This is a genomic window from Brevundimonas sp. UBA6550, assembly GCF_002434505.1.
GTDB lineage: Bacteria > Pseudomonadota > Alphaproteobacteria > Caulobacterales > Caulobacteraceae > Brevundimonas.
Genome location: NZ_DJKE01000008.1, coordinates 407,782 through 434,665, shown reverse-complemented (window position 1 = coordinate 434,665; position 26,884 = coordinate 407,782). Strand labels below are relative to the sequence as shown.

Genomic DNA, 26,884 nt, shown 5'->3' with positions numbered 1-26,884 from the left:
CGCGCCCGACCACAACATCTTGTGGTCAGCCATTGCCCAAGGCCCGTCGCAACTTGGCGATCGCCACTCGCTCGACCGACTTCGGCTCGTTAACCGGCCCCATGGCGCTGACCTCGCGGCCAGTGGCGACGTGGATGGCCGAGCATTTGACGTAGGGGCCGTTGCGAGTGAACTCGACGATGACCTCGCCGAGGTCGTCGCCGGTCGTCATGCGGCGACGGGACGGCGCGCCACGTTGCAGTGGGCGAACAGCTTGTCCATCGCCTGGACCAGATGGTCCATCATGGCGTCGGTGTGGTTCGGCGAGGGGGTGAAGCGCAGGCGCTCGGTCCCCTTGGGCACGGTCGGATAGTTGATCGGCTGAACATAGACGCCGTATTCGTCCAGCAGCATGTCCGAGATCATCTTGCAGTGGATCGGATCGCCGACGTGCACGGGCACGATGTGGCTCTCGCTTTCCATCACCGGAATTCCCGCGGCGGCGAAGCGGGCCTTAAGCGTCGCGGCGCGTTCCTGATGCTTTTCACGCAGTTCCGGGTGGCTCTTCAGATGACGCACCGAGGCCAGCGCCCCCGCCGTCAAGGCCGGCGGCAGACTGGTGGTGAAGATGAAGCCCGAGGCCCAGCTGCGGACCGCGTCCACGATCACGGCGTCGGCGGCGATATAGCCGCCCATCACGCCGATGGCCTTGCCCAGGGTGCATTCGATGATGTCGATCTGGTCCAGAACGCCGTCGCGTTCGGCCACGCCCGCCCCCGTCCGGCCATACAGACCCACGGCGTGGACCTCGTCCAGATAGGTCATGGCGCCGTACTTTTTGGCCAGGGCGATGGTGCCTGCCAGGTCGGCGATGTCGCCGTCCATCGAATAGACGCTTTCGAAGGCGATCAGCTTGGGCGCCTCGGCGGGCGCGGCGGCCAGCAGGCTTTCAAGATGCGCCAGGTCGTTGTGCGTGAACACATGGCGCTCGCCTCCGCCATGGCGGATACCGGCGATCATCGAGGCGTGGTTCAGCGAGTCGGAAAAGACGATCAGGCCCGGCAGGATCTTCTGAAGCGTCGACAGCGTCGCCTCATTGCCCACATAGCCCGAGGTGAACAGCAGCGCCGCCTCCTTCTGGTGCCAGTCGGCCAGCTCGGCCTCCAAATCGACCGCCGAGCGGGTCGTGCCGGAAATGTTGCGCGTGCCGCCGGCGCCCGCGCCCACGGCGTCGATCTCCTCGTGCATGGCCGACAGAACCGCGTCGTGCTGGCCCATGCCGAGATAGTCGTTGGAGCACCAGATGACGACGTCCTGTTCGGAACCGTCCTCACGGCGACGCACGGCGAGCGGGAACTGGCCGCGCACGCGCTTGAGATCGGCGAAGACGCGATAGCGTCCTTCGCTGCGAACCTGCTCAACGGAGCGGCTGAAGGCGGCCTTGTAATCGAACAACGCGGGGTCTTTCGCTTATGGCGACGGCTGAGCGTTTTCTGCTCTCCCCGCGCCGCCTTGTCCATGTCCGCGACATGGACAAAACGACCCAAACCGTTAATTGATAACGGTTCTCAGTAGCTGGGCTGGATCAGCCCGGCTTGCGGAAGTGATAGACGAACTGGTCGGTTCGACCGCGAATCTTCTCGTCGAAGACGTTCAGGCTGTGATCGTCGGCCGGGTTGGCGACGGCTGTGCTTTCGCCCTCATAGACGAAGCCGGCCGCCTGGACCTCGCGCTTCAGATAGTCGCCCTCGATCCGGTGCAGGGTCTGAACCGCCGAGATTCCGGTTCCCGGGGCCGCCTGGTGGTCGATCAGGATGTAGCGGCCGCCCGGCTTCAGGGCGGCGAAGGCGGCGGCGTTCATCCGGGCGACGTCGGTGTTGAAGCCGGGGATGTGGAAGTCGTGGTATTCCTGGCTCATGAAGATCATGTCCAGCGGCTCGGCGAAGGTCATGGTGTCCAACAGGCCGTTGACGCGCGTCACGTTCGGATAAGCGGCGGCCAGGGCGTCGGCGCCCGCATTCTCGCGCGCCATCGTCCGCTCTGGCACGAAGGCGTAGACGCGGCCGGTCGGGCCGACGACGTCGGAGAACAGGCGGGTGAAATAGCCGGCGCCGGGACGAATGTCGGCGACCTTGTCGCCGGGCGCGAGCTGGGCGAAGGCCAGAACCTCGGCCGGATGACGCAGCGCATCGCGCGCGACCTCTTCGGCGGGACGCCTGGGATCGGCGACGGCATCGGCGTAAAGGGCGGTATTGGATGGCGTCGCCATGGCCGCATCGCTGGTGACCACGGTGCGCGATCCGCCTTCCGAAGACACGATGATGCAGGCCGAAAGCCCGGTCGCCAAGGCCAGGACCGCCGCGCCGGCCGCCAAACGTCTGATCATCTTCATCTCCCAGGATTTGACGGCGATAGGCCCGCATTTCACCGATCGGCGCAAGCCGCGATCACGACCGAAACGATCCGACGCATCTCGCGATTTGCGCCGTTCGCCCTGCGGCGCTAGTCCCACGCCAGATTTCGCAAGGTCACGCCATGCTTCCGTATCAGCCCGCCCCCTTCCCGCTCGCCCGGCCGCGCCGCCTGCGCGCCAGCCCCTGGGTGCGCCGCCTGGTCGCCGAAACCACCCTGACGCCCGCCGATCTGATTTGGCCGCTGATCGTGCATGACGGAGACGATGATCGTATCCCGGTCGCCTCCATGCCGGGCGTGTTCCGCCTGTCGCCAAAGGCCGCCGCCGCCGCGGCCGTGGAGGCCCGCGACCTGAGCATTCCGATGATCGCCCTGTTCCCGAACGTCGACGGCGCCCTCAAGGATGCGGTCGGAACCGGCGCGACCGACCCCGACGGCCTGATCCCCGAGGCGATCCGGGCCATCAAGGACGCGGCGCCCGAGATCGGCGTCATGACCGACGTGGCGCTGGACTGCTACACCGACCACGGCCACGACGGGGTGATGGAGGGCGAGCGGATCGTCAACGACGCTTCGCTGGACCGCCTGGCCGAACAGGCCTTTATCCACGCCCACGCCGGGGCCGACGTCGTGGCGCCCTCCGACATGATGGACGGGCGCATCCAGGCGGTGCGCGAGGCGCTGGAGGCCAACGGATTTCAGGACACGCTGATCCTGTCCTACGCTGCCAAGTTCGCCTCGGCCTTCTATGGTCCCTATCGCGACGCCGTGGGGTCGTCCGCCATGCTGAAGGGCGACAAGAAGACCTATCAGATGGACTACGCCAACTCCGACGAGGCGCTGAAGGAGGTGGCCATGGACCTGTCGGAAGGCGCCGATGCGGTGATGGTCAAGCCAGGCATGCCCTATCTGGACATCGTGCGGCGCGTATCGGAAACCTTCCGCGTGCCCACCTTCGCCTATCAGGTGTCGGGCGAGTACGCGATGATGCAGGCCTCCATCGCCCATGGCTGGCTGGATCAGGATCGCGCCATTCTGGAGACCCTGCACGGGTTCAAGCGCGCCGGCTGCGCGGGCGTGCTGACCTATTTCGCACCGCAGGCCGCACGGCTGCTGGGCCGATGACCGTCGAGATTCGGCCGGTCACGGACGCCGACTGGCCGGGGCTCTGGCCGATCATCGAGGCTGTCACCCGCGCGGGCGAGACCTATACCTATCCATTGGACATGGACGAGGTGCAGGCGCGCGACTTGTGGACGCCGCCCGCGCCGGGCGGAACCTTGGTGGCGGTTGAGAATGGCCAGGTGCTGGGCGCCGCCAAGATCATCCCGAACCAGCAGGGGAACGGCGCCCACGTCGCCAACGGCAGCTTCATGGTCGCGCCCCAGGCGCGTGGACGCGGCGTGGCCCGCGCCCTGGGCGAGGCCGCCCTGGTCTTCGCCCGCGACGCCGGTTTCAAGGCCATGCAGTTCAATGCGGTCGTGGAAACCAATACGGTCGCCGTCGCCCTGTGGCGAAAGCTGGGCTTCGACATCGTCGGGACGGCGCCCGAAGCATTCGATCACCCGACGCACGGCTTGGTCGGGCTGCACGTCATGTATCGCCGCCTCTGAACCGTCAGTCGCGCGGCTGCAACCGCGCCGCCAGGCTGGAGGTGTCCCAGCGGTTTCCGCCCATGCCCTGCACCTCGGCATAGAACTGATCGACCAGAGCCGTCAGGGCCAGTTTGGCGCCGTTCGACCGCGCCTCGTCCAGCACCAGACCCAGATCCTTGCGCATCCAGTCGACCGCGAAGCCGAAGTCGAACTCGCCCTTGGCCGCCGTCTTCCAGCGGTTGTCCATCTGCCAGCTCTGGGCCGCGCCCTTCGATACGGCCTCATAGGCGGCGTCGGTGTCGAGACCCGCGACTTGGGCGAAATGCACCGCCTCGGCCAGCCCCTGAACCACGCCGGCGATGGCGATCTGGTTGACCATCTTGGTCAGTTGGCCCGATCCCGCCGGCCCCATGTGTTTGATCGCCTTGGAATAGGCGTTCAGGGCGGGCTCCGCCTTGGCCAGGGCTTCGGCGTCGCCGCCCGCCATGACGCTGAGCTGACCGTTTTCCGCTCCGGCCTGGCCGCCCGACACGGGGGCGTCGATGAAGCGGCGCCCCTGCCCCGCCGCCAGATCGGCCATCTCGCGCGCCAGCTTGGCCGAAGTGGTCGTGTGGTCGACGATGACGGCGCCCTCGGCCAGGTGCGGCAAGGCCTCGCTCACGACCGCGCGCACATCGTCGTCATTGCCGACGCACAGGATGAACAGGTCCACGCCCTGCGCCGCCTCCGCCACTGTCGCCGCCGCCCGTCCGCCGGTCGCGGCGGCCCAGGCCAGAGCCTTCGCGGTCGTGCGATTGAAGCCGGTCACGTCGTGGCCCGCATTCACTAGGTGACGCGCCATCGGGGCGCCCATGACGCCCAGGCCGGCGAAAGCGATCTTCATGTCAGGCTCCTGAAAGCGTTTGCGCCCGACTAGGCCGCGTCGCGCCGGGGTTCAAGGTCAACGCCCGGTTAACCTTGCCGGGCCAGAATGGGACACCACTCCTCGGGATGCGCATCCATGTCCGTGAGCGATCGTCCGATCCTCATCAAGAAGGTCAAGAAGGTCTCCGGCGGGGGCCACCACGGCGGCGCGTGGAAGGTGGCCTATGCGGACTTCGTGACCGCCATGATGGCCTTCTTCCTGCTGATGTGGCTGATCAACACGACCGACCCGGAACAGAAGCGCGGCATCGCCGAATATTTCGCCCCGGCCAGCGTGTCGGAGACCACCTCCGGCTCGGGCGGCATCCTGGGCGGCACGGCGCTGGGCGACGACGGTCCGAAAAGCTCCGGCTCGCAATCCGTGCTGCAGGAACTGGCGCCCGAGGCGCCGGCGACCGACCAGACCGGGCCAAGCGCAAACCTGTCGTCGGCCAGCGACGCCGCGCTCCAGGCCGAAATGCAGAAGCGCGAGGCCGCCGAGTTCGCCAGCGCCGCCGAATCCCTGCGTCAGGCGATGCAGTCGATGCCGGAACTGGCCGAACTGTCCAAACAGCTGATCGTGGACCAGACGCCCGAGGGGTTGCGCATCCAGCTGGTCGATCAGGAAGGCCGGTCGATGTTCGACAACAACTCGGCCCGCCCCAACGCCCGCGCCCAGGTCCTGCTGCGCGCGGTGTCCAAGGTCATCAATCAACTGCCCAACCGCATCTCCATCACCGGCCACACCAGCGCCACGGCCGGTTCCAATCGCGCCAGCGCGCCGGCGGACTGGAGCCTGTCGTCCGAGCGCGCCAACGCCTCGCGTCTGGTGCTGCAATCGGCCGGGGTCGACGCCGACCGCATCTATTCGGTGGCGGGCAAGGCGGGTTCCGATCCGCTGTATCCTGACGATCCCAGCCTGGCCGGCAACCGCCGCATCGCCATCGTCCTGCTGCGCGAGGCGCCGGTCCTGCCCACGGACACCTCGCTGTGACCCGCCCGGCGGCAACGCCGACGCTTGCAGCCCGCCGGCGAATGACGGCAAATCGCGCCATGAGCCTGATGTCGCAAAATCGGCAAGATCGGATGCGGACCTGAGGCCGTGACCCAGCACGTTCCGACACGACAGCTTCGCTTCTTCATGACCTCGGTGGCGCCCTGCCCCTATCTGCCCGGAAAGACCGAGCGGAAGGTGTTCGCCAACCTGCCCTTTTCCGACGGCGCCCACGTCAACGACGAACTGACCCTGGCCGGATTTCGCCGCAGCCAGAACATCGCCTATCGCCCGGCGTGCGAGGCCTGCGACGCCTGCGTGTCCGTGCGATTGCCCGTGCCGGACTTCGCCTTCAGCCGGTCGCAGCGCAAGGTGCTGGCCCGCAACGACGACCTGTCGCGCAGCCTAGTCGAGGCCGAGGCCACGACCGAGCAGTTCCAACTGCTGCGTCGCTATCTGACGACCCGCCACCCGACCGGAGGGATGAGCGACATGGGCTGGCTGGACTATGTCGCCATGGTCGAGGACACGGCCGTCCGCACCCATCTGATCGAGTATCGCCTGCCTTCGACCGACGGCGGGCCCGGCGATCTGGTCGCCGTGACCCTGACGGACCTGCTGAAGGACGGGCTGTCGATGGTGTACAGCTTCTACGATCCGACGATGGAGCGGCGCAGCCTGGGGCGGTTCGCCATCCTGGATCATGTCCGCCAGGCCGCCATCGTGGGTCTGCCCTATGTCTATCTGGGCTACTGGGTCAGCGGTTCGGCCAAGATGGATTACAAGGCCGACTTCCGCCCGATGGAGATGCTGGGCAAGCTGGGCTGGATCCCGCTGGAGGATCAGGCGACCTGACGGCCGCCTACCTGAACTTCCTCAAGCCACGCGGTCCCTGACGACCGGCGCCCGCGCGTTTGCCCAGCCAGTCTTTCCAGTCGGGCCAGTTGCGGCGACGCCCGCCGCCGTCCGCCCATTCCGGCCCCTGTTCGGCGTTGAACACGGCGACATCGGCCAGGCCGCCCTGTTTGAAGTTCTGCAGGCGCACGCCCTTGCCGCGCCCCATCTCGGGCAGTTCGGCCAGCGGGAAGATCAGCGTCTTGATGTTCTCGCCGATGGTGGCGACGTGATCGCCATTCACCCGCAGCATGGCCAGCATTTCGCCGTTCAGCACCTGTTTGCCGCCGCGCTTCTGGGCCAGGGTGTCGTCTTCCGGCGCGATGAAGCCGTACCCGGCCTTGGACGCGATCAGCAGCTTTGCGCCCGGCTGATGCGCAAGCACGGCGATGATCTCGGCCTTCTCGTCCAGATCGATCATCAGGCGCAGCGGCTCGCCATGCCCGCGACCGGACGCCAGCTTGTCGGCGCCGATGGTGAAGATGCGGCCGTCCGACGCCCCGACCAGAAGCTTGTCGGTCGTATAGGCCGGGACCAGATAGGCCAGTTGGTCGCCTTCCTTGAATTTCAGCTCGGACGGGTCCTCGACCTTGCCCTTGGCGGCGCGGATCCAGCCGCGTTCCGACAGGATGACGGTGATCGGCTCGCGCGGGATGAAGGCCTCGGGCGCAACGAAGGCCGACGCATCCACCGCCTCGGCGATCAGGGTGCGGCGGGGCGAAATCACCGCCTTGCAGACCGCTTCCAACTCCTTGGAGATCGCCTTCCACTGCTTGCCTTCCGAAGACGTCAGCGCCTTCAGGTTGGCGAGCTCTTCCGACAGCTCCTTGAATTCCTTCTCGATCGTCATCTCTTCCAGACGCGCCAACTGACGCAGCCGGGTGTCGAGGATGAAGTCGGCCTGAACCTCCGTCAGACCGAACCGCGCGATCAGGACGGCCTTGGGCTGTTCCTCTTCACGGACGATACGAATGACCTCGTCCAGGTTCAGGAAGACGATCCGCAGACCTTCCAACAGGTGCAGCCGTTTCTCGACCCGCGCGATCCGCCATTCCGAACGGCGGGTCAGCACTTCGCGGCGGTGATCCAGGAAGGCCCGCAGGCAGTCCTTCAGGCCCATGACGCGCGGCGTGCCGCTGGCGTCCAGCACGTTCATGTTGATCGGGAAGCGCACCTCCAGATCGGACAGTTTGAACAGGCTTTCCATCAGCATTTCAGGCTCGATGGTGCGGTTCTTGGGTTCCAGGATCAGGCGGATGTCTTCGGCCGATTCGTCGCGCACATCGCCCAGCAGCGGCGCTTTCTTGTGCTCGATCAGGTCCGCCAGGGCTTCGATCAGGCGCGACTTCTGCACCTGATAGGGCATCTCGGTGACGATGATCTGATAGGCGCCGCGATCCAGCTTCTCCTCGATCCATTTGGCGCGCACCCTCACCCCGCCCCGCCCCGTCTCATAGGCGTCCAGGATCGAGGCCGCGCCCTCCACCGACACGCCGCCGGTGGGGAAGTCGGGGCCAGGCACCAGTTGCACCAGGTCGGCGGTCGTCGCCTCGGGCCGCTCCAGCAACAGTTGGCAGGCGTCGATCAGTTCGCCGACATTGTGGGGCGGGATCGAGGTGGCCATGCCGACCGCAATGCCGGACGATCCATTGGCCAGCAGATTGGGGAAGCCGGCCGGCAGAACGACCGGCTCTTCGTCCTGATCGTCGTAGGTAGGGCGGAAATCGACGGCGTCCTGATCGATGCCGTCCAGCAGCAGGACGGCGGCGGGCGTCAGCTTGCACTCGGTGTAGCGCATGGCCGCCGCGCTATCGCCGTCGATATTGCCGAAATTGCCCTGACCGTCGACCAGCGGATACCTCTGGGCGAAATCCTGAGCCAGACGCACCAGGGCCTCATAGATCGAGGCGTCGCCGTGCGGGTGATAGCCACCCATGACTTCACCGACGACCTTGGCGCATTTGCGCGCCGCCGCCTGCGGGTTCAGCCGCATCTGGTGCATGGCGTACAGGATGCGCCGGTGCACGGGCTTGAAGCCGTCGCGCACGTCAGGCAGCGCGCGGTTGGTGATGGTCGACAGGGCGTACGCCAGATAGCGGCGGCTGAGCGCCGTCTCCATCGGCTCGTCGATGATGCGGCCGCCTTCCGGCGGCGGGGCGTGGATCGTCATGGCTCTGCGAATCGGGGATCGGAAGCGATAAGTCTAGCCCGCCCGGCTGCAGTTTGGGGGATAAGCCGACGCGGAAGGTGACCGAAAGCCTGCGCCGTTCGTATGAAGTCACTCACTCTGCGTCAGGCCGTCCGATGATCCTGTTCCTGCTGTCCTATCTCGCTGGCGTTCTGACGATCGTCAGCCCCTGCATTCTGCCCGTTCTGCCATTCGTGTTCGCCCGGGCGGACCGGCCGTTCTTGAGGAACGGCTTTCCTCTGCTCGTCGGCATGGCCGTCACCTTCGCCGGGGTCGCCACCCTGGCGGCCCTGGGCGGGGGCTGGGCCGTGCGGGCCAATGAGGTGGGGCGCTGGATCGCCCTGGCGGTCATGGCTGTGCTGGGCCTCAGCCTGCTTCTGCCGGCGGTCGGCGACCGGCTGATGCGCCCGTTCGTGGCGGCGGGGTCCTGGCTGACGGACAAGGCTGAGCGGCATAGCGGGGACCAGGGCGAGGTGCGCGCCTCCCTGTTGCTAGGCGTGGCCACGGGCCTGTTGTGGGCGCCGTGTGCGGGTCCGATCCTGGGCGTGATCCTGACCGGCGCCGCGCTCCAGGGCGCGGGCGTCGGCACCACGGTCCTGCTGCTGGCCTATGCGGCGGGCGCGGCCACCTCGCTGGCCCTGGCCCTGCTGGTCGGCGGGCGGGTGTTCAAGGCGATGAAGGGCGCGCTGGGCGTCGGCGAATGGGTGCGGCGGGGCCTGGGTGTTCTGGTCCTGATCGGCGTCGTCGTCATCGGCCTGGGGGCCGACACCGGCTTGCTGACCCGCATCTCGGCCGCCAGCACGGGCCGGATCGAACAGGCGCTGCTGGGTGGGATAGGGCGCGGCATGCCGATGAACGCGGCGCCGACGGACCTAGCCGACCTGCCCGTCGAGGGCGTGATGCCGCCGCTGACCGGCGCGACGACATGGATCAACACCCCGCCGCTGACCACCGAGCAGTTGCGCGGCAAGGTCGTGGTGGTCGATTTCTGGACCTACTCCTGCATCAACTGCATCCGCTCCATCCCCTACGTCCGCGCCTGGGCCGCGAAATACAAGGATCAGGGGCTGGTGGTGATCGGCGTCCACACGCCCGAGTTCGCCTTCGAGAAGTCCGAGGCCAATGTGCGTCAGAACATCCAGAGGCTGGGCATCGCCTATCCGGTGGCGATGGACAATGATTTCGCCATCTGGCGCGCGTTCAAGAACCAGTACTGGCCCGCCCACTATTTCATCGACGCCAAGGGCCAGATCCGCCACCACCACTTCGGCGAAGGCGATTATGCCGGTTCCGAGCGTGTCATCCAGCAACTGTTGAAAGAGGCCGGGGCGGCCGGCGTCGCCAACGATGTGGTCAGGGTTCAGGCCAGCGGGGCTGAAGCCGCCGCCGACATGGGACAGGTCGCCTCGCCCGAAACCTATGTCGGTTATGCGCGCGCCGAAAACTTCCGCTCGCCCAGCGGCTTGGCCCGCGACGGCGTCAAGACCTATGCGGGCGCGCCGTTGCAACTGAACGACTGGAGCTTGGCCGGCGACTGGCGGGTTACGCGCGAACACGCCGATCTGCAGAAGGCCGGCGGTCGCGTCGCCTTCCGGTTCAAGGCGCGCGACCTGCATCTGGTCATGGGGCCCAGCCAGACCGGCGCCATGCCTCGCTTTCGCGTCACTATCGACGGCGCGGCGCCGGGCATCGACGCCGGATCGGACATCGACGCCCAGGGCCTGGGCCGCATCCAAGGTGAAAGGCTCTATCAGTTGATCCGCCAGGTGGGGCCGGTGCGCGAACGCACCTTCGAGATCGAGTTCCTGGACCCCGGCGTTCAGGTCTTCGCCTTCACCTTCGGCTAGAGCCGGCCCGCCTCGGCCAGCTTGTCCAGCATCCATACGCGCGCGGGCGGCAGGGGCCGGTTCTGCGGGTGGAAGACGAACTGCTCCAGGAAATGGCCGGTCAGGTCGAACCCGGCCCGAACGTCACCCTCGATCAGACCGGCCTGGGCGCCCAGCATGAAGGGCGGCAGGGTCAGCATCTTGTCGGCATAGGGGGCGCCGGCCTCGCGGCTGACCGCCCGGCCGGTGCGAGGACTGACATAGATCAGGTCGTCCGCCGTGCCGGTCGCCGCGCATTTCGACAGGTCCAGGCCAAAGCCCAGATCTTCCAGCAGCCCGGCCTCGAACCGCACGAAGATGGCCGGCCACACGTCCGGCAGGGCGAAGGCCGCCATCAGGGCCTCGAACGCCAGGAAGACGCCGGGATGCGGCTCGCGCTCCGGCAGGGCTCCTTGCGCTACGCCGGCCGCGGCGGCCAGGCCGGTCAGGGCCAGGGCGTCGTCGAACAAGGCGCTAGGCCCCTCGCCCACCGGCTCCAGCCGCGCCGCGCCCAGATGGTCCGATGTGCGCGCCCGGTAGTCCGCCACAACCCGCGCCCCGGCCTGCAGAAAGGGCCGCATCTTGCGCGACGCCCCGCCTGCCACATAGGCCGAACGCCGCCCGTGCCCCTCGGTCAGCAGATCGACGACCGCGCCCGTGTCGCCGTGGACGCGCGCCGACAGAACAAAGGCTTCTTCGTGGAAATCCATCGCCACGGCTTAGCGCGGCCCCGCGAAGTTGGCCATACGTTCCGCTTCAATGCGCGGGCGCCGCCTCGCCCTTGATCAGGGCCACGACCGCATCGGCCTTGTCGTTAGGCACCGCGAAACTGAGCACATATTGTTCGATCTTCCACCCGTCGTCGATCAGGCGCATGACGCCCGAGCCGCGCGTCTCGCCATAGGACGGACTGGCCAGCTTTTCCTCGAACCAGGCGATGCAGCGACAGTCGATCGGCGCGATGGTGATGGTTCGAGAGGTCGCTGGAAACGACCAGGCGCTGTCGCGCTTGAAGGCGGGCTCGGCATAGGCGCGCAGTTGCGCCAACGTCCAGTGTTCGCTGGCGTCCGTGCCGACGAAGCGGGCGTCGGAGGCGAACAGGCTGAAATAGGTGGCTTCGTCTGCGGTGGACGAGGCCTGATTCAGGCGATCCAGCACCGACGCCACTTGCGCCTCGGCGGTCGGGGCGGCCGTCGCGGCCTGTGACAGAGCCAGGGCGGCGATCAAGGCGGTCAACATGGCGATCTCCCTTCGTTGGTCCAGACGGGTGAAGCCCCCACCGCTCTGCCGCAAGCCGCAATCCGCAATCGGGCGCCTAGTCCGCGCTTTCCGGCACGGGATAGGTTTCCGGTTTCAGCACCTTGGCCAGGGCCAGCAGGTTGCGCGCGGCGTTGCGGCCCACCCGGTCGGCGTAGTCGTGGCCTTGGTTCGTCTCCACATAGTCCGGCCCCGGTCCCGGCCCCAGGTGCCAGTAGGTCCAGTTTTGCGCCGGCATGGTGAACCCCATGTCGATCAGGGCCTGGGACACGGTGGCGACGATGTGGTGGGCGCCGTCCTCGTTGCCGGTGATGACGATGCCGCCGACCTTTCCGAAGGCGACGGGTCGGCCGCTGTCGTCCGTCTCCTCGAACAGGGCGTCCATCCGCTCCAGGGCGCGCATACAGACGCTGGACATCTGGCCGACCCACGTCGGCGTGGCGAAGACGACGATGTTCGCCGCCATGATCTTGTCGTGGACCGCGGGCCAGTCGTCGCCCTCGCCCTGATCGGTCTTCACGCCGGGCTTGAGGTTCAGATCGACCAGGCGAACCAGTTCGGTCTCCGCACCGCCCTTCTTCAGTTCGTCGATCACCACCTGGGCCAGGGCCTCGGTGCTGGACGTCTCGGGCGACGGCTTCAGCGTGCAGTTCAGGATCAGGGCTTTCATCGGCGGGTCCTTTTAATGGGCCTCCAGCTAACCGATGGCCGCATCCGGCGTTCCCGCCTTGATCGAGATCATGGACGGGAGGCGTCGCCTCGACCAAGGTCGAATGGATCACCGTCGTCGCCCCGACTAGCACCGGGCGGCCCCAGGCCCTCCCCGGCCGCAGCCCCAGCCGTCCATGTCATCGCGTATCCGCAGCCAGGCCCTGAAATCCAAGATCATGTCGGCCCACGACGCCGCCGCCCTGATTCCACCCGGCTCGACCGTCGGCATGAGCGGCTTCACCGGATCGGGCTATCCCAAGGCCGTGCCGCCCCAGCTGGCCCAGCGGATCGAAGACGCCCACAGCGCCGGGGACGCCTTTCGCCTGAACCTGTGGACCGGCGCATCGACAGGGCCGGAGCTGGACGGCGCCCTGGCCAAGGCCGACGGGATCGAACTGCGCCTGCCCTACAACTCCGACCCCATCGCGCGCGAGAAGATCAACGCGGGCCAGATGGAGTATCTCGACATGCACCTCAGCCAGCTGGCCCCCGCCGTCTGGCAGGGCGTGCTGGGGCCGCTGGATACGGCGGTGATCGAGGTGTCGGCCATCAACGACGACGGTTCGCTGACGCCGTCGTCGTCCATCGGCAACAACAAGACCTGGCTGGACCGCGCCGACCGCGTGATCCTTGAGGTCAACCGCTGGCAGAACGCGGCGCTGGAGGGGATGCACGACATCTATTACGGCACCGCCCTGCCGCCCGACCGCGTGCCCATTCCCCTGACCCGGCCCGACCAGTTGATCGGCCAGCCCAGCTTGCGTTGCGACCCCGACAAGATCGTCGCCATCGTCGAGACCGATGCGCCGGACCGCAACCTGCCCTTCGCCGCGCCCGACGCCACGGCGCGCGCCATCGCAGGCCATCTGATCGAATTTCTGAAGCACGAGGTGAAGGTCGGGCGGCTGCCGGCCGGTCTGCTGCCGCTGCAATCCGGCGTAGGCAATGTCGCCAATGCGGTGCTGGCGGGCCTGATGGACAGTCCGTTCGAGCGGATGGCCGCCTATACCGAAGTCATCCAGGACGGGATGCTGGACCTGCTGGACGCCGGCAAACTGACCGTCGCCTCGGCCACCGCCTTTTCGCTCAGCCCCGAGGCGGCGGCCGACCTGAACGGTCGGATGGCGCAGTTCCAAGGCAAGATCATTCTGCGCCCGCAGGAAATCTCGAACCACCCGGAGCTGATCCGCCGCCTGGGCTGCATCGCCATGAATGGTCTGATCGAGGCCGATATCTATGGCAACGTCAACTCGACCCAGGTGATGGGATCGCGGATCCAGAACGGCATCGGCGGATCGGGCGACTTCGCGCGCAACGCCTTCATCTCGTGCTTCGTGACGCCCTCGACGGCCAAGGGCGGCAAGATTTCCGCCATCGTGCCGATGGCCAGCCATGTCGATCACATCACCCAGGACGTGCAGGTGCTGGTCACAGAACAGGGTCTGGCCGATCTGCGCGGCCTGTCGCCCAAGCAGCGCGCCAGGGTCATCATCGCCAACTGCGCCCACCCCGACTATCGCGACGCCCTGGTCGACTATTATGCGCGGGCGCTGAAGGGATCGTACGGCCTGCAGTCGCCGCATCTGCTGGACGAGGCCCTGTCCTGGCACCAGCGCTTCATCGAAACGGGGTCGATGAAGCCGACCTAGCGCGCCAGGGTCGTGGGGAAGTCGCGGCCCAGGGCCTCGGCCATGGCCTGCTCGGCGATCAGGAACACCTGATCGCGCAGGTGATAATTGTTGGACAGGACGATCACCGTCACGTCCTGATCCGGCTGATAGAGCATCAGGTTGCGGAAGCCGCCCCAGCTGCCTGTGTGATAGATCTGGCGGTCCTGGAAGCTGGGCCGAACCTGGTCGCCCAGGCGGTTCGAGAAGATGCCGTAACCCCAGTCGCGGCGCGGATGGCTGCGCTCGTTCGGTTTGGTGTCTGCGGGCGCGTGGTCGGCCAGCATCTGCTGATAGCTGGCCGGCTTCAACAGCGATCCACGATGCAGCGCTCGTTGCCAGACCAAGAGGTCGTCCAGCGTCGAATAGACGGCGCCCGCCCCCGCCACGATAGAGGTGTTTGCGTTCGGCTGGGCCGCCAGACCGCCGGGGAAGTTGGCGTAACCCATGATGACGCCGTGATCGCCGCCATCCAGATCCAGCCCGGTCTCCTTCATGCCCAGCGGCTTGAAGAAGGCATCCCGCATATAGGTCAGAAAAGGTTTGCCGCTGGCCTTCTCGACGATGGCGGCGGCCAGATTGAAGCCGGCGTTGTCGTATTGGACCTTGGTTCCCGGTTCGAACTGGAGGCCGAACCGTTTCGAATCCTCGGTCAGTTCGTCCAGCGTGGCCGGGGTCGTGCGACGCATGCCCCAGCCGGGCCGCGCCATCAGGTCGGGGATGCCGGAAGTATGCGACAGCAGATGGCCGATGCGAACACCCTGCCACGCCGCCGGGCACGGCTGGATCCATTTGCAGACCGGATCGGAGACGTTCAGCCGGCCCTCGTCCTGAAGCTTCAGGATCGCCGTTGCGGTGAACTGTTTGGAGATCGAGGCCAGGCGAAAGCGCGAATCCAGCTTCAGCGGCCGATCCTGTTCGTAGTTCGCCTTGCCATACACCTGCCGGAACAGAACCCGGTCGCCCTTGGCCACCAGGACGGCGCCCATGAAGCGCCCCGCCGCCGCTTCGCGATCCAGGCGGGCGGCCAGTTGCGGCAGGTCCTGGACCACAACGACGGGCGGACGCGGCGGGGCGTCCGCCCGTTCCGCGATCAGGGCCGCGTCGCTTTTCGGGGCGACGGTCGTGGCGACGCCCGCCCACACCGCCGCGCCGAGGATCAGCGCCCCGAGGACGCCCAGAACGAGCCGGGGATGTCCTCCGGCGGTACGCGGCACTTCAAACACGGGAACTCAGACGTCGAAATCCAAACCGAACTGGGCGTATAGGGCGCGGCTGTCCTGCCATTTCGGATCGACCTTGACGGTCAGGAACAGATGGACCTGGCGACCCAGGATCTCGTTCAGCTCCTCGCGCGCCTTCTGGCCGATCCATTTCAGCGTCTGGCCGCCCTTGCCCAGGACGATGGGCCGCTGGCTCTCGCGCTCGACATAGATGGTCTGTTCGATGCGGGCCGAGCCGTCGGCGCGGTCCTCGAAACTGGTCGTCTCCACCGCCGCCGAATAGGGCAGCTCCTCATGGACGCGCAGATAGACCTTCTCGCGCGTGATCTCGGCCGCCAGCACCCGCACCGGAACGTCCGCCGCCTGATCCTCGGGATAGAGCCAGGGCCCCTTGGGCATCGAGCGCGCCAGACGCTGCTTCAGGTCTTCGACGCCGTCGCCGTTGGCGGCCGAGATCATATAGACCTCTTCATAGACGCCGCTCTCGAACAGCTTCTGCGACAGGGCCAACAAGGTGTCGCGACGCATCCCGTCGATCTTGTTCAGCGCCAGGATGACCTTGGTCTTGGTGGCCTGGAGATTGGCGATGATGGTCTCGGTGTCCTCGGCCGAGCGCCGGTCGGCCGCCGTGCCCTCCCGCCCTTCGGAATCGATGTGCGACTGGGCGTCGATCAGGTGAACCACCACATCGGCGTCTTCCGCCCCTCCCCAGGCCGAGGCCACCATGGCCCGGTCCAGGCGACGGCGCGGCGTGAAGATGCCAGGCGTGTCCACCAGAACGATCTGGGCGTCGCCCTCCATGGCGATGCCGCGCACGGGGAAGCGGGTCGTCTGCACCTTCTGGGTGACGATGGAGACCTTGGACCCGGTCAGCCGGTTGACCAGCGTGGACTTGCCGGCGTTCGGCGCGCCGATGATGGCGGCGAAGCCCGCGCGCTGGTTTTCGATATCGGTCAAATGACGCCTTCACGTTTGAGGAGAGCCGTTGCGGCCGCCTTCTCCGCCTCCTGACGCGATCGCCCTTGCGCGGTCAAGGGCTGCACGTCCTGCACCGAAACTTCGACGGTGAATGTCGGTGCATGATCCGAACCCGTCCGATCGGCGACGCGATAGGTTGGAAGCGGTCGTCCCTGCCCTTGCGCCCACTCCTGCAGGGCCGACTTGGGATTGGTTACGGTGCGCGACGGCGGCGCCGACAGTTCATCGGCCCAGGCGTGCTCGAAGAAGGCGCGCGCCGCGTCCAGGCCGCCGTCCAGATAGACCGCCGCCAGCAGGGCTTCCACCGCATCGGCGATGACGCCCGCCTTGCGACGCCCGCCGGTCTTGGTCTCGCCCGGCGACAGCCTGAGCGCCGGGCCGACGCCCAGGGCCTCGCCCACGCGGGCGCAGGCGTTCTTGTCGACCAGGGCGTGCAGGCTGGACGACAGCTGGCCTTCGTCGGCGGTGGGGAAGTCGCTGGACAGCCGATCGGCCACCAGCAGTCCCAGCACCCGGTCGCCCAGGAACTCCAGCCGCTCGTTGTCGCGCGGGCCATGCACGCCCGCCGGCGCCCCCTCGCCCACGCTGGCGTGGGTCAGGGCGCGCTCCAGCAGCGCCTTGTCCGTGAACGCATGGCCGATCCGGCGCTCAAGCGCGACGACCGCCTCGGCCCGCAGATTGGCCATCAGTGAAGGACGTTGAAGAACCGGTCCAGACGCACGTTGAACCAGCTGACCGGGTTCCACAGCGAGGAGCCGGGCTTCCACGAGAACAGAATGATCTGCGCCTTGCCGACCAGGTTCTCGGCCGGGACCATGCCCACGCCGCTGGACTGTTCGACGCGGCTGTCGATCGAGTTGTCGCGGTTGTCGCCCATCATGAAGTAATGGCCGGCCGGCACCTCATAGACGGGCGTGTCGTCCAGATCGTTTCCGGGGCCGAAGTCCTGGGTCATGAAGCTCTTGCCCTCGGGCAGGGTCTCGCGGACCTCGGTGACCGGGCGCGGACCGAAGATGTCCTCGATCTCGGTGCGGCTGACGACCACGTCCTGCACGGGCTTGTCGTTGATATACAGCTTGTTGGCGATCATCTGGATGCGGTCGCCGGGCAGGCCGATCACGCGCTTGATGAAGTCGGTCTTGTTGTCGCGCGGCAGTTTGAACACGACGATGTCGCCGCGCTTGGGCGGCGAACCCATGATCCGACCGTCGAACAGCGGCGGGCTGAACGGGATGGAGTGTTTCGAGAAGCCGTACGACCATTTCGACACGACGATATAGTCGCCTTCGTACAGGTTCGGCTCCATCGAGGCCGACGGAATGGTGAAGGGCTGGAACAGGAATATCCGCAGCACCATGGCGATCAGCAGGGCGAAGACGATGGTCTTGAAAATTTCGCCGGTCTCGCTGGCCGCCGACGCCTTCTTGCCGCGCTCGCCGGGCGTGTTGGCATAGACCTTCTGGTTCGCCGTCGTCGGTTCCTGAACCGACTTGACCGGAGCGTCGGCTTCCGACGCCGCAAAACGTTCCTCGGGGATGGCGTCGCGCTCAGCGTCGTCGGGCTTTTGGTCTTCGCTCATGCGATCAGGCATCCTCGCCGCGTCCGCGCGGTCATCGCGCACGCCTATAACCTGATTACGACTGCGGCAAGGCTTCGATGACCACGAAGGCCAGCGCATAGGGATGTTCGTCGCTCAGCGTCAGGTGGATTTTCGCCTCGTGTCCGGGCGGCGTCAGACGCGCCAGATGCTCGACCGCGTGTCCGGTCAGCGCCATCGTCGGCTGGCCGGAGCGCAGGTTCACCACCCCCATGTCTTTCCAATAGACATCGGCCCGCATCCCCGTGCCCAAGGCCTTGGCGCAGGCCTCCTTGGCGGCGAACCGCTTGGCGTAGCTCCAGGCCGGGTCCGGTTTGCGGTCAGAGCGCGTGCGTTCCAACTCGGTGAAGCAGCGGTTCTTGAAGCGATCTCCGAACCGATCCAGCGAGGTCTGGATGCGGCGGATGTCCGAAAGATCGGCGCCGACCCCGATGATCATGCCGCGTCCATCGCCGCGCGCATCCGGCGGATGGCGGCGTCCAGGCCGATGAAGATCGATTCCCCGATCAGGAAATGGCCGATGTTCAGTTCGCGGATTTCCGGGATGGCCAGCATTCGCGGCGCCGTGTCGTAATCCAGTCCATGCCCCGCATGAACCTCCAGCCCCAGGATGTCGGCCTGGGCGGCCGCGGCTGCCAGACGTTCGAACTCGACCTCGCGTTCGCCGGGATCGGTCAGATGACAGTAGCGGCCGGTGTGAAACTCGACCACCTGGGCGCCGACGGCGGCGGCGGCCTCGACCTGGGCCTCGGCCGGTTCGATGAACAGCGAGACCCGGATGTCGGCCTCGGCCAGCGTCTTCACGACGGGGGCGATGCGGGCCTCATGACCGGCGACCGCCAGTCCGCCCTCTGTCGTCACCTCCTCGCGGCGTTCGGGCACCAGACAGGCGGCGTACGGCCGGTGGCGCAGGGCAATGGCCATCATCTCCTCCGTCACCGCCATCTCGAAGTTCAGCGGCTTGCCCGCGCGGGCGCATAGAGCGCTCAGCACGTCGATGTCGGCGTCGGTGATATGGCGACGATCTTCGCGCAGATGGGCGGTGATGCCGTCGGCGCCGGCCGCCAGCGCCGCCTCGGCCGCGCGGGCAGGATCGGGATGAATGCCGCCGCGCGCGTTTCGCACGGTGGCGACGTGGTCGATGTTGATACCGAGGCGAACGCGCTGGGTCATCTCAACTCCCGCTCATCCCGGCGGAAACCGGGACCCAGTTCTTTTGCACCACCATGCGCTGGCCGACGGCCTGCGCCTCTAGGTTCCGCCCATCGCCCAAAGTGCTGGGTCCCGGCTTGCGCCGGGATGAGCGGAAAGAGGAATTCACTTCGACAAACGCCGGCTGCCGGGATCTTCCACCGGCAGCGCGGCCAGTTCTGGCGGCAGGGCGTCGGCCGGATAGGCCGGCACGTCGAGCGAGGCCAGGGCGATCAGCGGCACGCCGACATCCGCCTTTCCGCCCGACCGATCCACGATACAGGCCGCCGCGATCACCTCGCCCCCCGCCGCCTGGATGGCCGCGATGCATTCGCGAGACGACAGGCCGGTCGTGACGATGTCCTCGACCATGACGACCTTCTCGCCCGGCTCGACCGAGAAGCCGCGACGAAGCTTGAAGGCGCCGCCTTCGCGCTCGACATACATCGACCGGACCTTCAGGTGTTTGGCCGTCTCATAGCCGGGAATGATGCCGCCCACGGCGGGCGAAATGGCGACATCCACCGGACCGACTGTGGCCACGACCTTCTCGGCCAGGGCCTTGCACAGCCGCTCGCAGCGCGCGCCGTCCATGAAGACCAGGTTCTTCTGCAGGAAGACCGGGCTGTGCAGACCGGAAGACAAAACGAAATGGCCTTCGCGCAGGGCGCCGGCGTCGCGGAACTCGTTGAGGACGTCTTGGGTGTTCATGACGCCGTTCTAGACCCGGATCGCGCCCGGATGAACCCTCCGGCTGCGCTTCAGTCGATGTTTTCGTTCGGCCTGAGACCGCGCGCCAGAAGTTCGGCCCAGACGCCCTCCGCATCCTCCGCATCCTCCGCGAAACCGATCAGGTCCAGATCCGAGGCCGCAATCATCCCATGCTCGACCAGGGCGTCGAAACCGATGACGGAGGTCCAATAGGCCCTGTCCACCAGAACGACGGGAACCGGCGGCGCCTTGCCCGTCTGGCGCAGGGTCAGGATCTCGAACATCTCGTCGAAGGTGCCGAAGCCCCCCGGAAACACCACCAGAGCATTGGCGCGCATGGCCAGATGCATCTTCCGCATTGCGAAATAGTGGAAAAGGAAAGTCAGTTCGGGCGTGGAATAGGCGTTCGGCTCCTGCTCATGCGGCAGGGTGATGTTGAAGCCGACGGAGGGCGCGCCGGCGTCGAGCGCCCCGCGATTGGCCGCCTCCATAATGCCCGGCCCGCCGCCGGTGGCGATGACGTTGTCGCGCGGTTCGCCGACCGATCCCCGAAACGCGCCGCCCCGTTCGGACGCCAGCCGACCAAAGGTCCGCGCCTGTTCGTACCAACGATGGCCCTCGCGGATGCGGGCGCTGCCGAAGACGACGATGGTGGAGCGCACGCCCCAGGCCCTCAGCGCCTCTTCGGCCTTGGCGTATTCCATCAGGAAACGGACGCCGCGCATGGAATCACCCATCAGGAAATCCTGATCCATCGCCGCCATGCGATAGGACGGCGACGCCATCTGGGCGGCGTTCGGCTTGGTCGTCTCGGTCATTCGCCCCGCGCGCGTTCCACGGAATCGACGGACGGATTGGCGCGCAGGGCGGCCATGATCATGGTCGCGTGTTTGGCGTCCTCGACCTCGACATCCACGTCCACGTCGAAGAAGTCCTGCTGGCGATGCGCCATCGACAGATTGATGATGTTGCCGCCGGCCTCCCCGATCAGGGTGGTCACCTGGCCCAGCACGCCCGGCGCGTTGCGGATGGTGGCGCGAATGCGGGCGGCGGCCACAGCATCCGTCTCGGCCTGAGGCGTCCACTGCAGATCGTGCCAGACCGAATCGTCGTCGGCGAAGGCCGCCAGGGTCTGGCAGTCGATGGTATGCACCGTCAGCCCGGCTTCCGGCTCCAGAATACCCACAATCCGGTCGCCCGGCACCGGGGTGCAGCATTGGCCGAAATGGACCGACACCCCGGGCGTCAGACCGCCGCCGCGCACGAACAGACGCGCCTTGTCGCCCTCGATCCGCTGTTTCTCCGGCCCGGCCTTCAGCCGTCCCTTCAGCGCGGGGAACAGGATTTCGGCTGTCGCGGTCGGCGACAGACGCCCGCGCCCCAGACCCTCGAACAGATCGTCCTCGCTGGCCGTGGCGAGGGTTTCCAGCACCGGCTTCAGCGACACGTCGGCCAGTGACTTGTCGATCCGCCCCAGGGTCTGATCCAGGGCGACCCGACCCAGCTTGATGAACTCCTCGCGCTCCGACGTGCGGATGTGGCGACGGATGGCGGACCGGGCGCGGCCGGTGACGGTCAGGCTGCGCCAGTCGGCGGGCACTTCGCGCTTGGAGCCGCGAATGATCTCGACCACGTCGCCATTCTGCAGCGGGGTGCGCATCGGCTTCAGCTCGCCGTTGACCTTGACCCCGACGGCGGTGTCCCCGACCTCGGTGTGGACGGCGTAGGCGAAGTCCAGCGGCATCCCCCCGCGCGGCAGGGTGACAAGCTGCCCTTTCGGCGTGAAGACGAACACCTGGTCCAGATACATTTCCAGCTTGGCGTGCTCGACCCAGTCCTCGCCGCCCTCGCCGTGCTCGATCACCTGAACCAGGTGGCGCAGGTTCTGCAGCGGATCGCGACCGCCGCCCTGCTCCATCGCCTCGCGGTCGAAACCATAGGACTGGTTCTTGTAGCGCCAGTGGGCGGCGACCCCATCCTCGGCGACGCGGTCCATCTCCTCGGTGCGAATCTGCATCTCGATCCGCAGGCCGCGCGGGCCGACGACCGTGGTGTGCAGCGAGCGATAGTTGTTCGACTTCGGCGTGGAGATGAAGTCCTTGAACCGTTCCGGCACCATCGGCCATTCGCGGTGGATGACGCCCAGCGCGCGGTAGCAGTCGTCCTCGGCCTCCACGATGACGCGAAAGCCGTAGATGTCGGACAGTGACGAAAAGCCGACCGACTTCCTCTGCAGCTTGCGCCAGATCGAATAGGGGGTCTTCTGCCGGCCATAGACATTGGCCTTCAGCCCGGCCTCGGACAACACCCGTTCGACCTCGCCCGCCACGCCCTCGATGGCGCGGCCATGCTCCAGCTTCAACGCCTCCAGCCGCCGTTCGATAGCGGTCTTGGCGGTCGGGTTCAGATGGGTGAAGGCCAGTTCTTCCAGCTCGGACGCGATCGAGTGGATGCCGATGGACCGGCCCAGCGGCGCATAGACTTCTAGCGTCTCGCGGCTGATCCGCTCGCGCTTCTCGGGCTTCACGTACTGGAGCGTGCGCATATTGTGCAGACGGTCGGCCAGCTTGACCAACAGCACCCGCACGTCCCGACTGATGGCCAGGATGAATTTGCGCAGGTTCTCGGCCTGGCGCGTGTGCTCGGCCTGAAGCTCCAGCCGCGACAGCTTGGTCACGCCCTCGACCAGGACCGCGACCTCCTCGCCGAACATGCCCGCGATGTCGTCGCGCGTCGCGGAGGTGTCCTCCACCACGTCATGCAGCAGGGCGGTGACGATGGTGGCGGTGTCGAGCTTGTAGTCGGTCAGTATGCCCGCGACCTGGATCGGGTGGGCGAAATAGGGATCGCCCGAGGCCCGCAGCTGCGAGCCGTGCATCTTCATCGCATAGACATAGGCGCGGTTCAGCAGCGCTTCGTCAGCGGTGGGGTCATAGGCCTTGACGGCCTCGATCAGCTCGAACTGGCGCAGAATGGGCGCGCGTTTCGGCTGCGGCGCCGAATCGGCGGGCGCCGTCTGGGGTTCGTTTTTGTTTGCAGCTTGGGGCGCCGGCGGAACCGCGTCGGTCCGCGCCGGCAGGATAGTGACGCCAGGGGCTCCCTCGGGCGTCAGTACCGCTCCTCCTGGCCGCCGTCGCGGTCGCTTTGCAGCGCGCGGATCAGCTCGGCCTCGGCCATGTTCATGTGCTGCGGTTCGGCCAGCAGGGCGACCGTTTCCGCCTCGTCCTCGGCTTCCGTACGCTCATCGACGCGCTGCAGCGTGGTGATGATGGTCTCGCGCAGTTCGTCCGGCGCCACGGTGTCGTCAGCAATCTCGCGCAGGGCGACGACCGGGTTCTTGTCGTTGTCGCGGTCGATGGTCAGGGCGGCGCCGTTGGCGATGCTGCGGGCGCGGTGGCCAGCCATCAGCACCAGGCCAAAGCGGTTCGGAACCTTCTCGATGCAGTCTTCGACGGTGACGCGGGCCATGAAATTCCTCGAACGCGGGGGAGAACCGCGTCAAATACAGATGGAGACTGCTTTTTGCAACGCCACAGGGGCGAAAGTGCGGCGCAGCCGCCCTGCCCGGCTCATGTCGTGGGGCGCGCGCCCGATCCGACCGAAGCCGTGGCGGCCAGATCAAGGGCTTTTCTTCCAACAGTCGGATGCACCCATTGGGGCGCGATTTCAGATAGCGGCCCCATCACGAACCGTCGTTCTGCGGCGCGAGGATGCGGCAGGATCAGCCCGTTCAGATCGCCGCTCAGCCGGCCATAGGCGATCAGGTCCAGATCCAGCGTGCGCGGGGCGTTGCGGACCGAACGCCGGCGGCCGAAGGCGTCCTCGATCCGGCCCAGGGTCGTCATCAGGGCGTGCGGGTCGTGGTCTGTGCGCACAATCGCGACCCCGTTCAGGAACGGCGGATCGGACGGGTCGGGCCAGGCCAGCGACGACCACCAGCAGGAACACGCGACGACATCGATCCCCTCGCTGCGGAACCGCGCCAGCGCCGCCTCCAGCGCCTCGCGGCAAGAGGCCCATACCCCCTTGTCATTGCAGCCCAGCGCAACGATGACTGCCTGGTCCAGGTTCAGCGTCTCGTCCATTCCCACATCGACGCGGGCGTTCGCCGGGGCGCCATTTTCTTCATTCCTTTTGTCGGCTTCGACCATGTTTCATTCCACCGACCGCCTGGCGATCTTCATCGACGGGTCCAACCTCTATTCCGCCGCTCGCGCGCTTCAACACGACATGGACTTCCGGCGGATGCTGGACTGGTTCCGCGAGAAATCGGTCGTGACCCGCGCCTATTATTACACGGCCATAGTCGAGGGCGAAGAGTTCTCGCCGGTGAAGCCGCTGGTCGATTGGCTGGACTACAACGGCTTTTCGGTCGTGACCAAGCCGGTCAAACGCTTCACCGACGGCGCGGGCCACAGCCGGATCAAGGGCAATATGGACATCGAGATCGCGGTGGACATGATGGAGCTGGCCCCACACATCGATCATGCCGTCCTGTTTTCCGGCGACGGCGATTTCCGCCGCGTGGTTCAGGCGATCCAGGCCAAGGGCGTGCGGGTCACGGTCATCTCGACCCAGAAGACCCAGCCGCCGCACATCGCCGACGAACTGCGTCGCCAGGCCGACGCCTTCCTGGACCTGAACGATCTGATGGCAGAGTTCGGCCGCCCGAAGGCCGCGCAATGAGCCTGACGCCCGAACCGCCCCGCGACTGCCCCCTGTGCCCGCGCCTGGTCGAATACCGCCGGGAGAACGCGCGCCAGAACCCCGACTGGTGGAACGGTCCGGCCGCCTCGTTCGGCGATCCGAATGCGCGGCTGCTGATCGCCGGCCTGGCGCCGGGCCGCATGGGCGCCAACCGCACAGGCCGGCCCTTCACCGGGGACCATGCCGGCTGGCTGCTGTACGACACGCTGAAGAAGGCCGGATTCGCACATGGCCATTACGACCCGAACGGGCACGACGACCTGACGCTGACGGATTGCATGATCACCAACGCCGTGCGCTGCGCGCCGCCCGGCAACAAGCCCCTGCCGATCGAGGAGACGACCTGCCGACCCTTCCTGATCGACCGGCTTAAGCTGCTGCCCAATCTGAAGGTGATCGTGACCCTGGGCGACGTGTCGCGCCGCAACATCCTGAAGGCCTTCGGACGACCCGCGTCGGCCATGCCGACGGGCCACGGAGCACAGGGCGAAGCGGGCGGCTACATCATCCTGAACAGCTATCACTGCTCGCGGCTGAACACGAACACCGGCCGGCTGACGCCCGAGATGTTCGAGGACATCTTCGCGCGCGTCCGCACCTTGATCGAAAGCTGACCTCCGCGGATCAGCCCTTGTCGCGCATCAGCCGGGCCTTGTCGCGCTGCCAGTCGCGCTCGGCCGAGGCTTCGCGCTTGTCGTGCAGCTTCTTGCCCTTGGCCAAGGCGATCTCCAGCTTGGCCTTGCCGGCGTCGTTCAGATACAGCCTCAGCGGAATGATCGTCTGGCCGTCGCGCTGAACCGCCCCGATCAGCCGGTCGATCTGCTTTCTGTGCAGCAGCAGCTTACGTGGCCGGCGTGGCTCGTGGTTGAACCGATACGCCTGTTTGTAAGGGGGAATGTCGGCGTTGATCAGCACGATCTCGCGCCCCTCCACCGCCGCATAGCTTTCGGCGATATTGGCCCGGCCGTCACGCAGCGCCTTGATCTCGGTGCCCAGCAGCTGGATCCCGGCCTCGATATTGTCCTCCAGGAAATAGTCGAAGCGCGCGCGTCGGTTCTCGGCGATCAGCTTGGATTTGGATTGCGGTTGAGGCGCCATCAGCCGACGCCCGCATCCGCCATGGCGCGGTCGATGATCGGCTTGACCGCGTCCGACGTCGGCGACAGCGGCAGGCGCGCCTCCTCGTTGCACAGGCCCAACTTGGCCAGGGCGTATTTGGTCGGCGCTGGCGAATTGTCCAGGAACAGCGCCTTGCACAGGCCGATCAACCGGCCCTGCCATTCCCGCGCCGTGCCGTAGTCGCCGGCCGTCATGGCGTTGTGAAGCGCGACCATGGCCTCGGGCGCGACGTTCGACGCCACCGAGATCAGCCCCACGCCGCCGTGAGCGTGATAGCCCAGATAGCTGGGATCATCGCCCGAGATCAGATCGAACTGGTCCGCGATGTTGGCGCGCATCCAACTGACGCGGCTCATGTCGCCGGTGGCGTCCTTGATGCCGACGATGTTCGGATGGGCCGCCAGGCGCGCGACGGTCTCATTTGCCAGATCGGCCCCCGTCCGCCCCGGCACGTTGTAAAGCAGGATCGGCAGTTGCACCGCGTCGGCGACCGCTTCGAAATGAGCCGCCATGCCCGCCTGGGATGGGCGAATATAATAGGGTGTCACGATCAAAGCGCCGTCTGCGCCCACCGTCTTAGCGTGACGGGTCAGGTCGATGGCTTCCTTGGTGTAGGGCGACCCCGTTCCGGCGATGACGCTGACCCGGCCGGCGACCAGACGCACGCACAGCTCGATGACGTGCTTGTGCTCGTCCAGATCCATGCTGGCGCCCTCGCCCGTCGTGCCCATCGGGACGACGCCGTGAACCCCTGCGGCGATCTGACGCTCGAGCAGTTTGGCGAATGCGGCTTCGTCCACGTTTCCGTCACGAAGTGGTGTGATCAGGGCGGTGATCACGCCCTTGAACAAGGGGGCGTTCATGAGACTAAGCTGGCCTGCGTGGGGAGCGAC

The 26,884-nt window shown here is 66.7% G+C and carries 29 protein-coding genes; 8 read left to right on the top strand and 21 right to left on the bottom strand.

Annotation, left to right across the window (positions count from 1 at the left end; all coding sequences use genetic code 11):
* Positions 1-25: 25 nt before the first annotated feature.
* From B3Z70_RS10025 to B3Z70_RS10015, 3 genes are all read right to left on the bottom strand, one after another.
* A complete protein-coding gene (locus B3Z70_RS10025) occupies positions 26-211 on the bottom strand; it encodes a DUF6898 family protein (RefSeq protein ID WP_292021309.1) in 186 nt (61 codons plus the stop codon).
* Complete coding sequence (gene hemA, locus B3Z70_RS10020) at positions 208-1,434, bottom strand: 5-aminolevulinate synthase (RefSeq protein ID WP_292045435.1); 1,227 nt, start codon at positions 1,432-1,434, stop codon at positions 208-210. Before hemA ends, B3Z70_RS10025 begins: the two co-directional genes overlap by 4 nt.
* 130 nt (positions 1,435-1,564) lie before the next feature.
* Positions 1,565-2,365 (bottom strand): class I SAM-dependent methyltransferase, encoded by an 801-nt coding sequence (locus tag B3Z70_RS10015; RefSeq protein WP_292021313.1) that lies wholly within the window; start codon positions 2,363-2,365, stop codon positions 1,565-1,567.
* 149 nt (positions 2,366-2,514) lie between these two features.
* Between B3Z70_RS10015 and hemB the strand changes: the two genes are divergently transcribed.
* Positions 2,515-3,516, top strand: coding sequence for a porphobilinogen synthase (gene hemB / locus B3Z70_RS10010; RefSeq protein WP_292021315.1), 1,002 nt, complete (start codon positions 2,515-2,517; stop codon positions 3,514-3,516).
* Positions 3,513-4,004, top strand: a complete 492-nt coding sequence (locus B3Z70_RS10005; RefSeq protein WP_292021317.1) for a GNAT family N-acetyltransferase — start codon at positions 3,513-3,515, stop codon at positions 4,002-4,004. The genes hemB and B3Z70_RS10005 overlap by 4 nt, the downstream gene beginning before the upstream one ends.
* Before the next feature lie 4 nt (positions 4,005-4,008).
* Here B3Z70_RS10005 and B3Z70_RS10000 read toward each other — a convergent pair whose 3' ends face one another.
* Positions 4,009-4,869 carry an NAD(P)-dependent oxidoreductase gene (locus B3Z70_RS10000; protein ID WP_292021319.1) on the bottom strand — a complete coding sequence of 287 codons (861 nt, stop codon included), beginning with the start codon at positions 4,867-4,869 and terminating at the stop codon, positions 4,009-4,011.
* Between the two features lie 117 nt (positions 4,870-4,986).
* On the opposite strand from B3Z70_RS10000, the gene B3Z70_RS09995 reads away from it, so the two are divergent.
* The gene (locus tag B3Z70_RS09995) at positions 4,987-5,883 is read left to right on the top strand and encodes a flagellar motor protein MotB (protein ID WP_292021321.1); all 897 of its coding nucleotides are present in this window, start codon (positions 4,987-4,989) and stop codon (positions 5,881-5,883) included.
* A gap of 108 nt (positions 5,884-5,991) precedes the next feature.
* The gene (locus B3Z70_RS09990) at positions 5,992-6,738 is read left to right on the top strand and encodes an arginyltransferase (protein WP_292021322.1); all 747 of its coding nucleotides are present in this window, start codon (positions 5,992-5,994) and stop codon (positions 6,736-6,738) included.
* A gap of 7 nt (positions 6,739-6,745) precedes the next feature.
* Here the strand turns inward: B3Z70_RS09990 and parC are convergent, their stop codons facing one another.
* Positions 6,746-8,947, bottom strand: coding sequence for a DNA topoisomerase IV subunit A (gene parC, locus B3Z70_RS09985; protein WP_292021325.1), 2,202 nt, complete (start codon positions 8,945-8,947; stop codon positions 6,746-6,748).
* 134 nt (positions 8,948-9,081) lie between these two features.
* On the opposite strand from parC, the gene B3Z70_RS09980 reads away from it, so the two are divergent.
* Entirely contained in the window at positions 9,082-10,812 is a 1,731-nt protein-coding gene (locus tag B3Z70_RS09980) for a cytochrome c biogenesis protein DipZ (protein ID WP_292045433.1), read from the top strand.
* On the opposite strand, the gene recO is transcribed toward B3Z70_RS09980, so the two are convergent.
* The 3 genes from recO to B3Z70_RS09965 form a co-directional block, all read right to left on the bottom strand.
* Positions 10,809-11,540, bottom strand: a complete 732-nt coding sequence (gene recO / locus B3Z70_RS09975) for a DNA repair protein RecO (RefSeq protein WP_292021329.1) — start codon at positions 11,538-11,540, stop codon at positions 10,809-10,811. The two genes, B3Z70_RS09980 and recO, sit on opposite strands and share 4 nt — an antisense overlap.
* Positions 11,541-11,586: 46 nt before the next feature.
* Positions 11,587-12,069, bottom strand: coding sequence for a nuclear transport factor 2 family protein (locus B3Z70_RS09970; protein WP_292021331.1), 483 nt, complete (start codon positions 12,067-12,069; stop codon positions 11,587-11,589).
* Between the two features lie 76 nt (positions 12,070-12,145).
* The gene (locus B3Z70_RS09965) at positions 12,146-12,757 is read right to left on the bottom strand and encodes a flavodoxin family protein (RefSeq protein WP_292021333.1); all 612 of its coding nucleotides are present in this window, start codon (positions 12,755-12,757) and stop codon (positions 12,146-12,148) included.
* Between the two features lie 175 nt (positions 12,758-12,932).
* On the opposite strand from B3Z70_RS09965, the gene B3Z70_RS09960 reads away from it, so the two are divergent.
* On the top strand, positions 12,933-14,447 hold the full coding sequence (locus B3Z70_RS09960) for an acetyl-CoA hydrolase/transferase family protein (RefSeq protein ID WP_292021335.1): 1,515 nt from the start codon (positions 12,933-12,935) through the stop codon (positions 14,445-14,447).
* Here B3Z70_RS09960 and B3Z70_RS09955 read toward each other — a convergent pair.
* The 11 genes from B3Z70_RS09955 to folK form a co-directional block, all read right to left on the bottom strand.
* Positions 14,444-15,691, bottom strand: coding sequence for a serine hydrolase domain-containing protein (locus tag B3Z70_RS09955; protein WP_292045431.1), 1,248 nt, complete (start codon positions 15,689-15,691; stop codon positions 14,444-14,446). The genes B3Z70_RS09960 and B3Z70_RS09955 overlap by 4 nt on opposite strands.
* A gap of 6 nt (positions 15,692-15,697) precedes the next feature.
* Positions 15,698-16,645 carry a GTPase Era gene (gene era, locus B3Z70_RS09950; RefSeq protein ID WP_292021340.1) on the bottom strand — a complete coding sequence of 316 codons (948 nt, stop codon included), beginning with the start codon at positions 16,643-16,645 and terminating at the stop codon, positions 15,698-15,700.
* On the bottom strand, positions 16,642-17,352 hold the full coding sequence (gene rnc, locus B3Z70_RS09945; protein WP_292021341.1) for a ribonuclease III: 711 nt from the start codon (positions 17,350-17,352) through the stop codon (positions 16,642-16,644). The genes era and rnc overlap by 4 nt, the downstream gene beginning before the upstream one ends.
* Positions 17,352-18,245, bottom strand: coding sequence for a signal peptidase I (gene lepB / locus B3Z70_RS09940; protein ID WP_292021343.1), 894 nt, complete (start codon positions 18,243-18,245; stop codon positions 17,352-17,354). Before lepB ends, rnc begins: the two co-directional genes overlap by 1 nt.
* A gap of 55 nt (positions 18,246-18,300) precedes the next feature.
* Entirely contained in the window at positions 18,301-18,702 is a 402-nt protein-coding gene (gene acpS, locus B3Z70_RS09935) for a holo-ACP synthase (protein WP_292021345.1), read from the bottom strand.
* Complete coding sequence (locus B3Z70_RS09930) at positions 18,699-19,436, bottom strand: pyridoxine 5'-phosphate synthase (RefSeq protein ID WP_292021346.1); 738 nt, start codon at positions 19,434-19,436, stop codon at positions 18,699-18,701. Before B3Z70_RS09930 ends, acpS begins: the two co-directional genes overlap by 4 nt.
* A gap of 144 nt (positions 19,437-19,580) precedes the next feature.
* Entirely contained in the window at positions 19,581-20,165 is a 585-nt protein-coding gene (gene pyrE, locus B3Z70_RS09925; RefSeq protein WP_292021347.1) for an orotate phosphoribosyltransferase, read from the bottom strand.
* Positions 20,166-20,215: 50 nt separating this feature from the next.
* Positions 20,216-20,983: a TIGR00730 family Rossman fold protein gene (locus B3Z70_RS09920; protein WP_292021349.1), complete on the bottom strand. Its 768-nt coding sequence runs from the start codon at positions 20,981-20,983 to the stop codon at positions 20,216-20,218.
* Positions 20,980-23,049: a RelA/SpoT family protein gene (locus tag B3Z70_RS09915; protein WP_409410554.1), complete on the bottom strand. Its 2,070-nt coding sequence runs from the start codon at positions 23,047-23,049 to the stop codon at positions 20,980-20,982. Before B3Z70_RS09915 ends, B3Z70_RS09920 begins: the two co-directional genes overlap by 4 nt.
* A gap of 224 nt (positions 23,050-23,273) precedes the next feature.
* On the bottom strand, positions 23,274-23,633 hold the full coding sequence (rpoZ, locus tag B3Z70_RS09910) for a DNA-directed RNA polymerase subunit omega (RefSeq protein ID WP_054765722.1): 360 nt from the start codon (positions 23,631-23,633) through the stop codon (positions 23,274-23,276).
* 101 nt (positions 23,634-23,734) lie between these two features.
* On the bottom strand, positions 23,735-24,316 hold the full coding sequence (gene folK, locus B3Z70_RS09905) for a 2-amino-4-hydroxy-6-hydroxymethyldihydropteridine diphosphokinase (RefSeq protein WP_292045429.1): 582 nt from the start codon (positions 24,314-24,316) through the stop codon (positions 23,735-23,737).
* On the opposite strand from folK, the gene B3Z70_RS09900 reads away from it, so the two are divergent.
* Together B3Z70_RS09900 and B3Z70_RS09895 are read left to right on the top strand one after the other, a co-directional pair.
* On the top strand, positions 24,315-24,851 hold the full coding sequence (locus B3Z70_RS09900) for an NYN domain-containing protein (RefSeq protein WP_292021354.1): 537 nt from the start codon (positions 24,315-24,317) through the stop codon (positions 24,849-24,851). The genes folK and B3Z70_RS09900 overlap by 2 nt on opposite strands.
* Positions 24,848-25,486, top strand: coding sequence for a uracil-DNA glycosylase (locus B3Z70_RS09895; RefSeq protein WP_292021356.1), 639 nt, complete (start codon positions 24,848-24,850; stop codon positions 25,484-25,486). The genes B3Z70_RS09900 and B3Z70_RS09895 overlap by 4 nt, the downstream gene beginning before the upstream one ends.
* A gap of 10 nt (positions 25,487-25,496) precedes the next feature.
* Here the strand turns inward: B3Z70_RS09895 and smpB are convergent, their stop codons facing one another.
* Entirely contained in the window at positions 25,497-25,970 is a 474-nt protein-coding gene (gene smpB, locus B3Z70_RS09890) for an SsrA-binding protein SmpB (protein ID WP_292021359.1), read from the bottom strand.
* The gene (gene dapA, locus B3Z70_RS09885) at positions 25,970-26,854 is read right to left on the bottom strand and encodes a 4-hydroxy-tetrahydrodipicolinate synthase (RefSeq protein ID WP_292021361.1); all 885 of its coding nucleotides are present in this window, start codon (positions 26,852-26,854) and stop codon (positions 25,970-25,972) included. Before dapA ends, smpB begins: the two co-directional genes overlap by 1 nt.
* Positions 26,855-26,884: the final 30 nt, after the last annotated feature.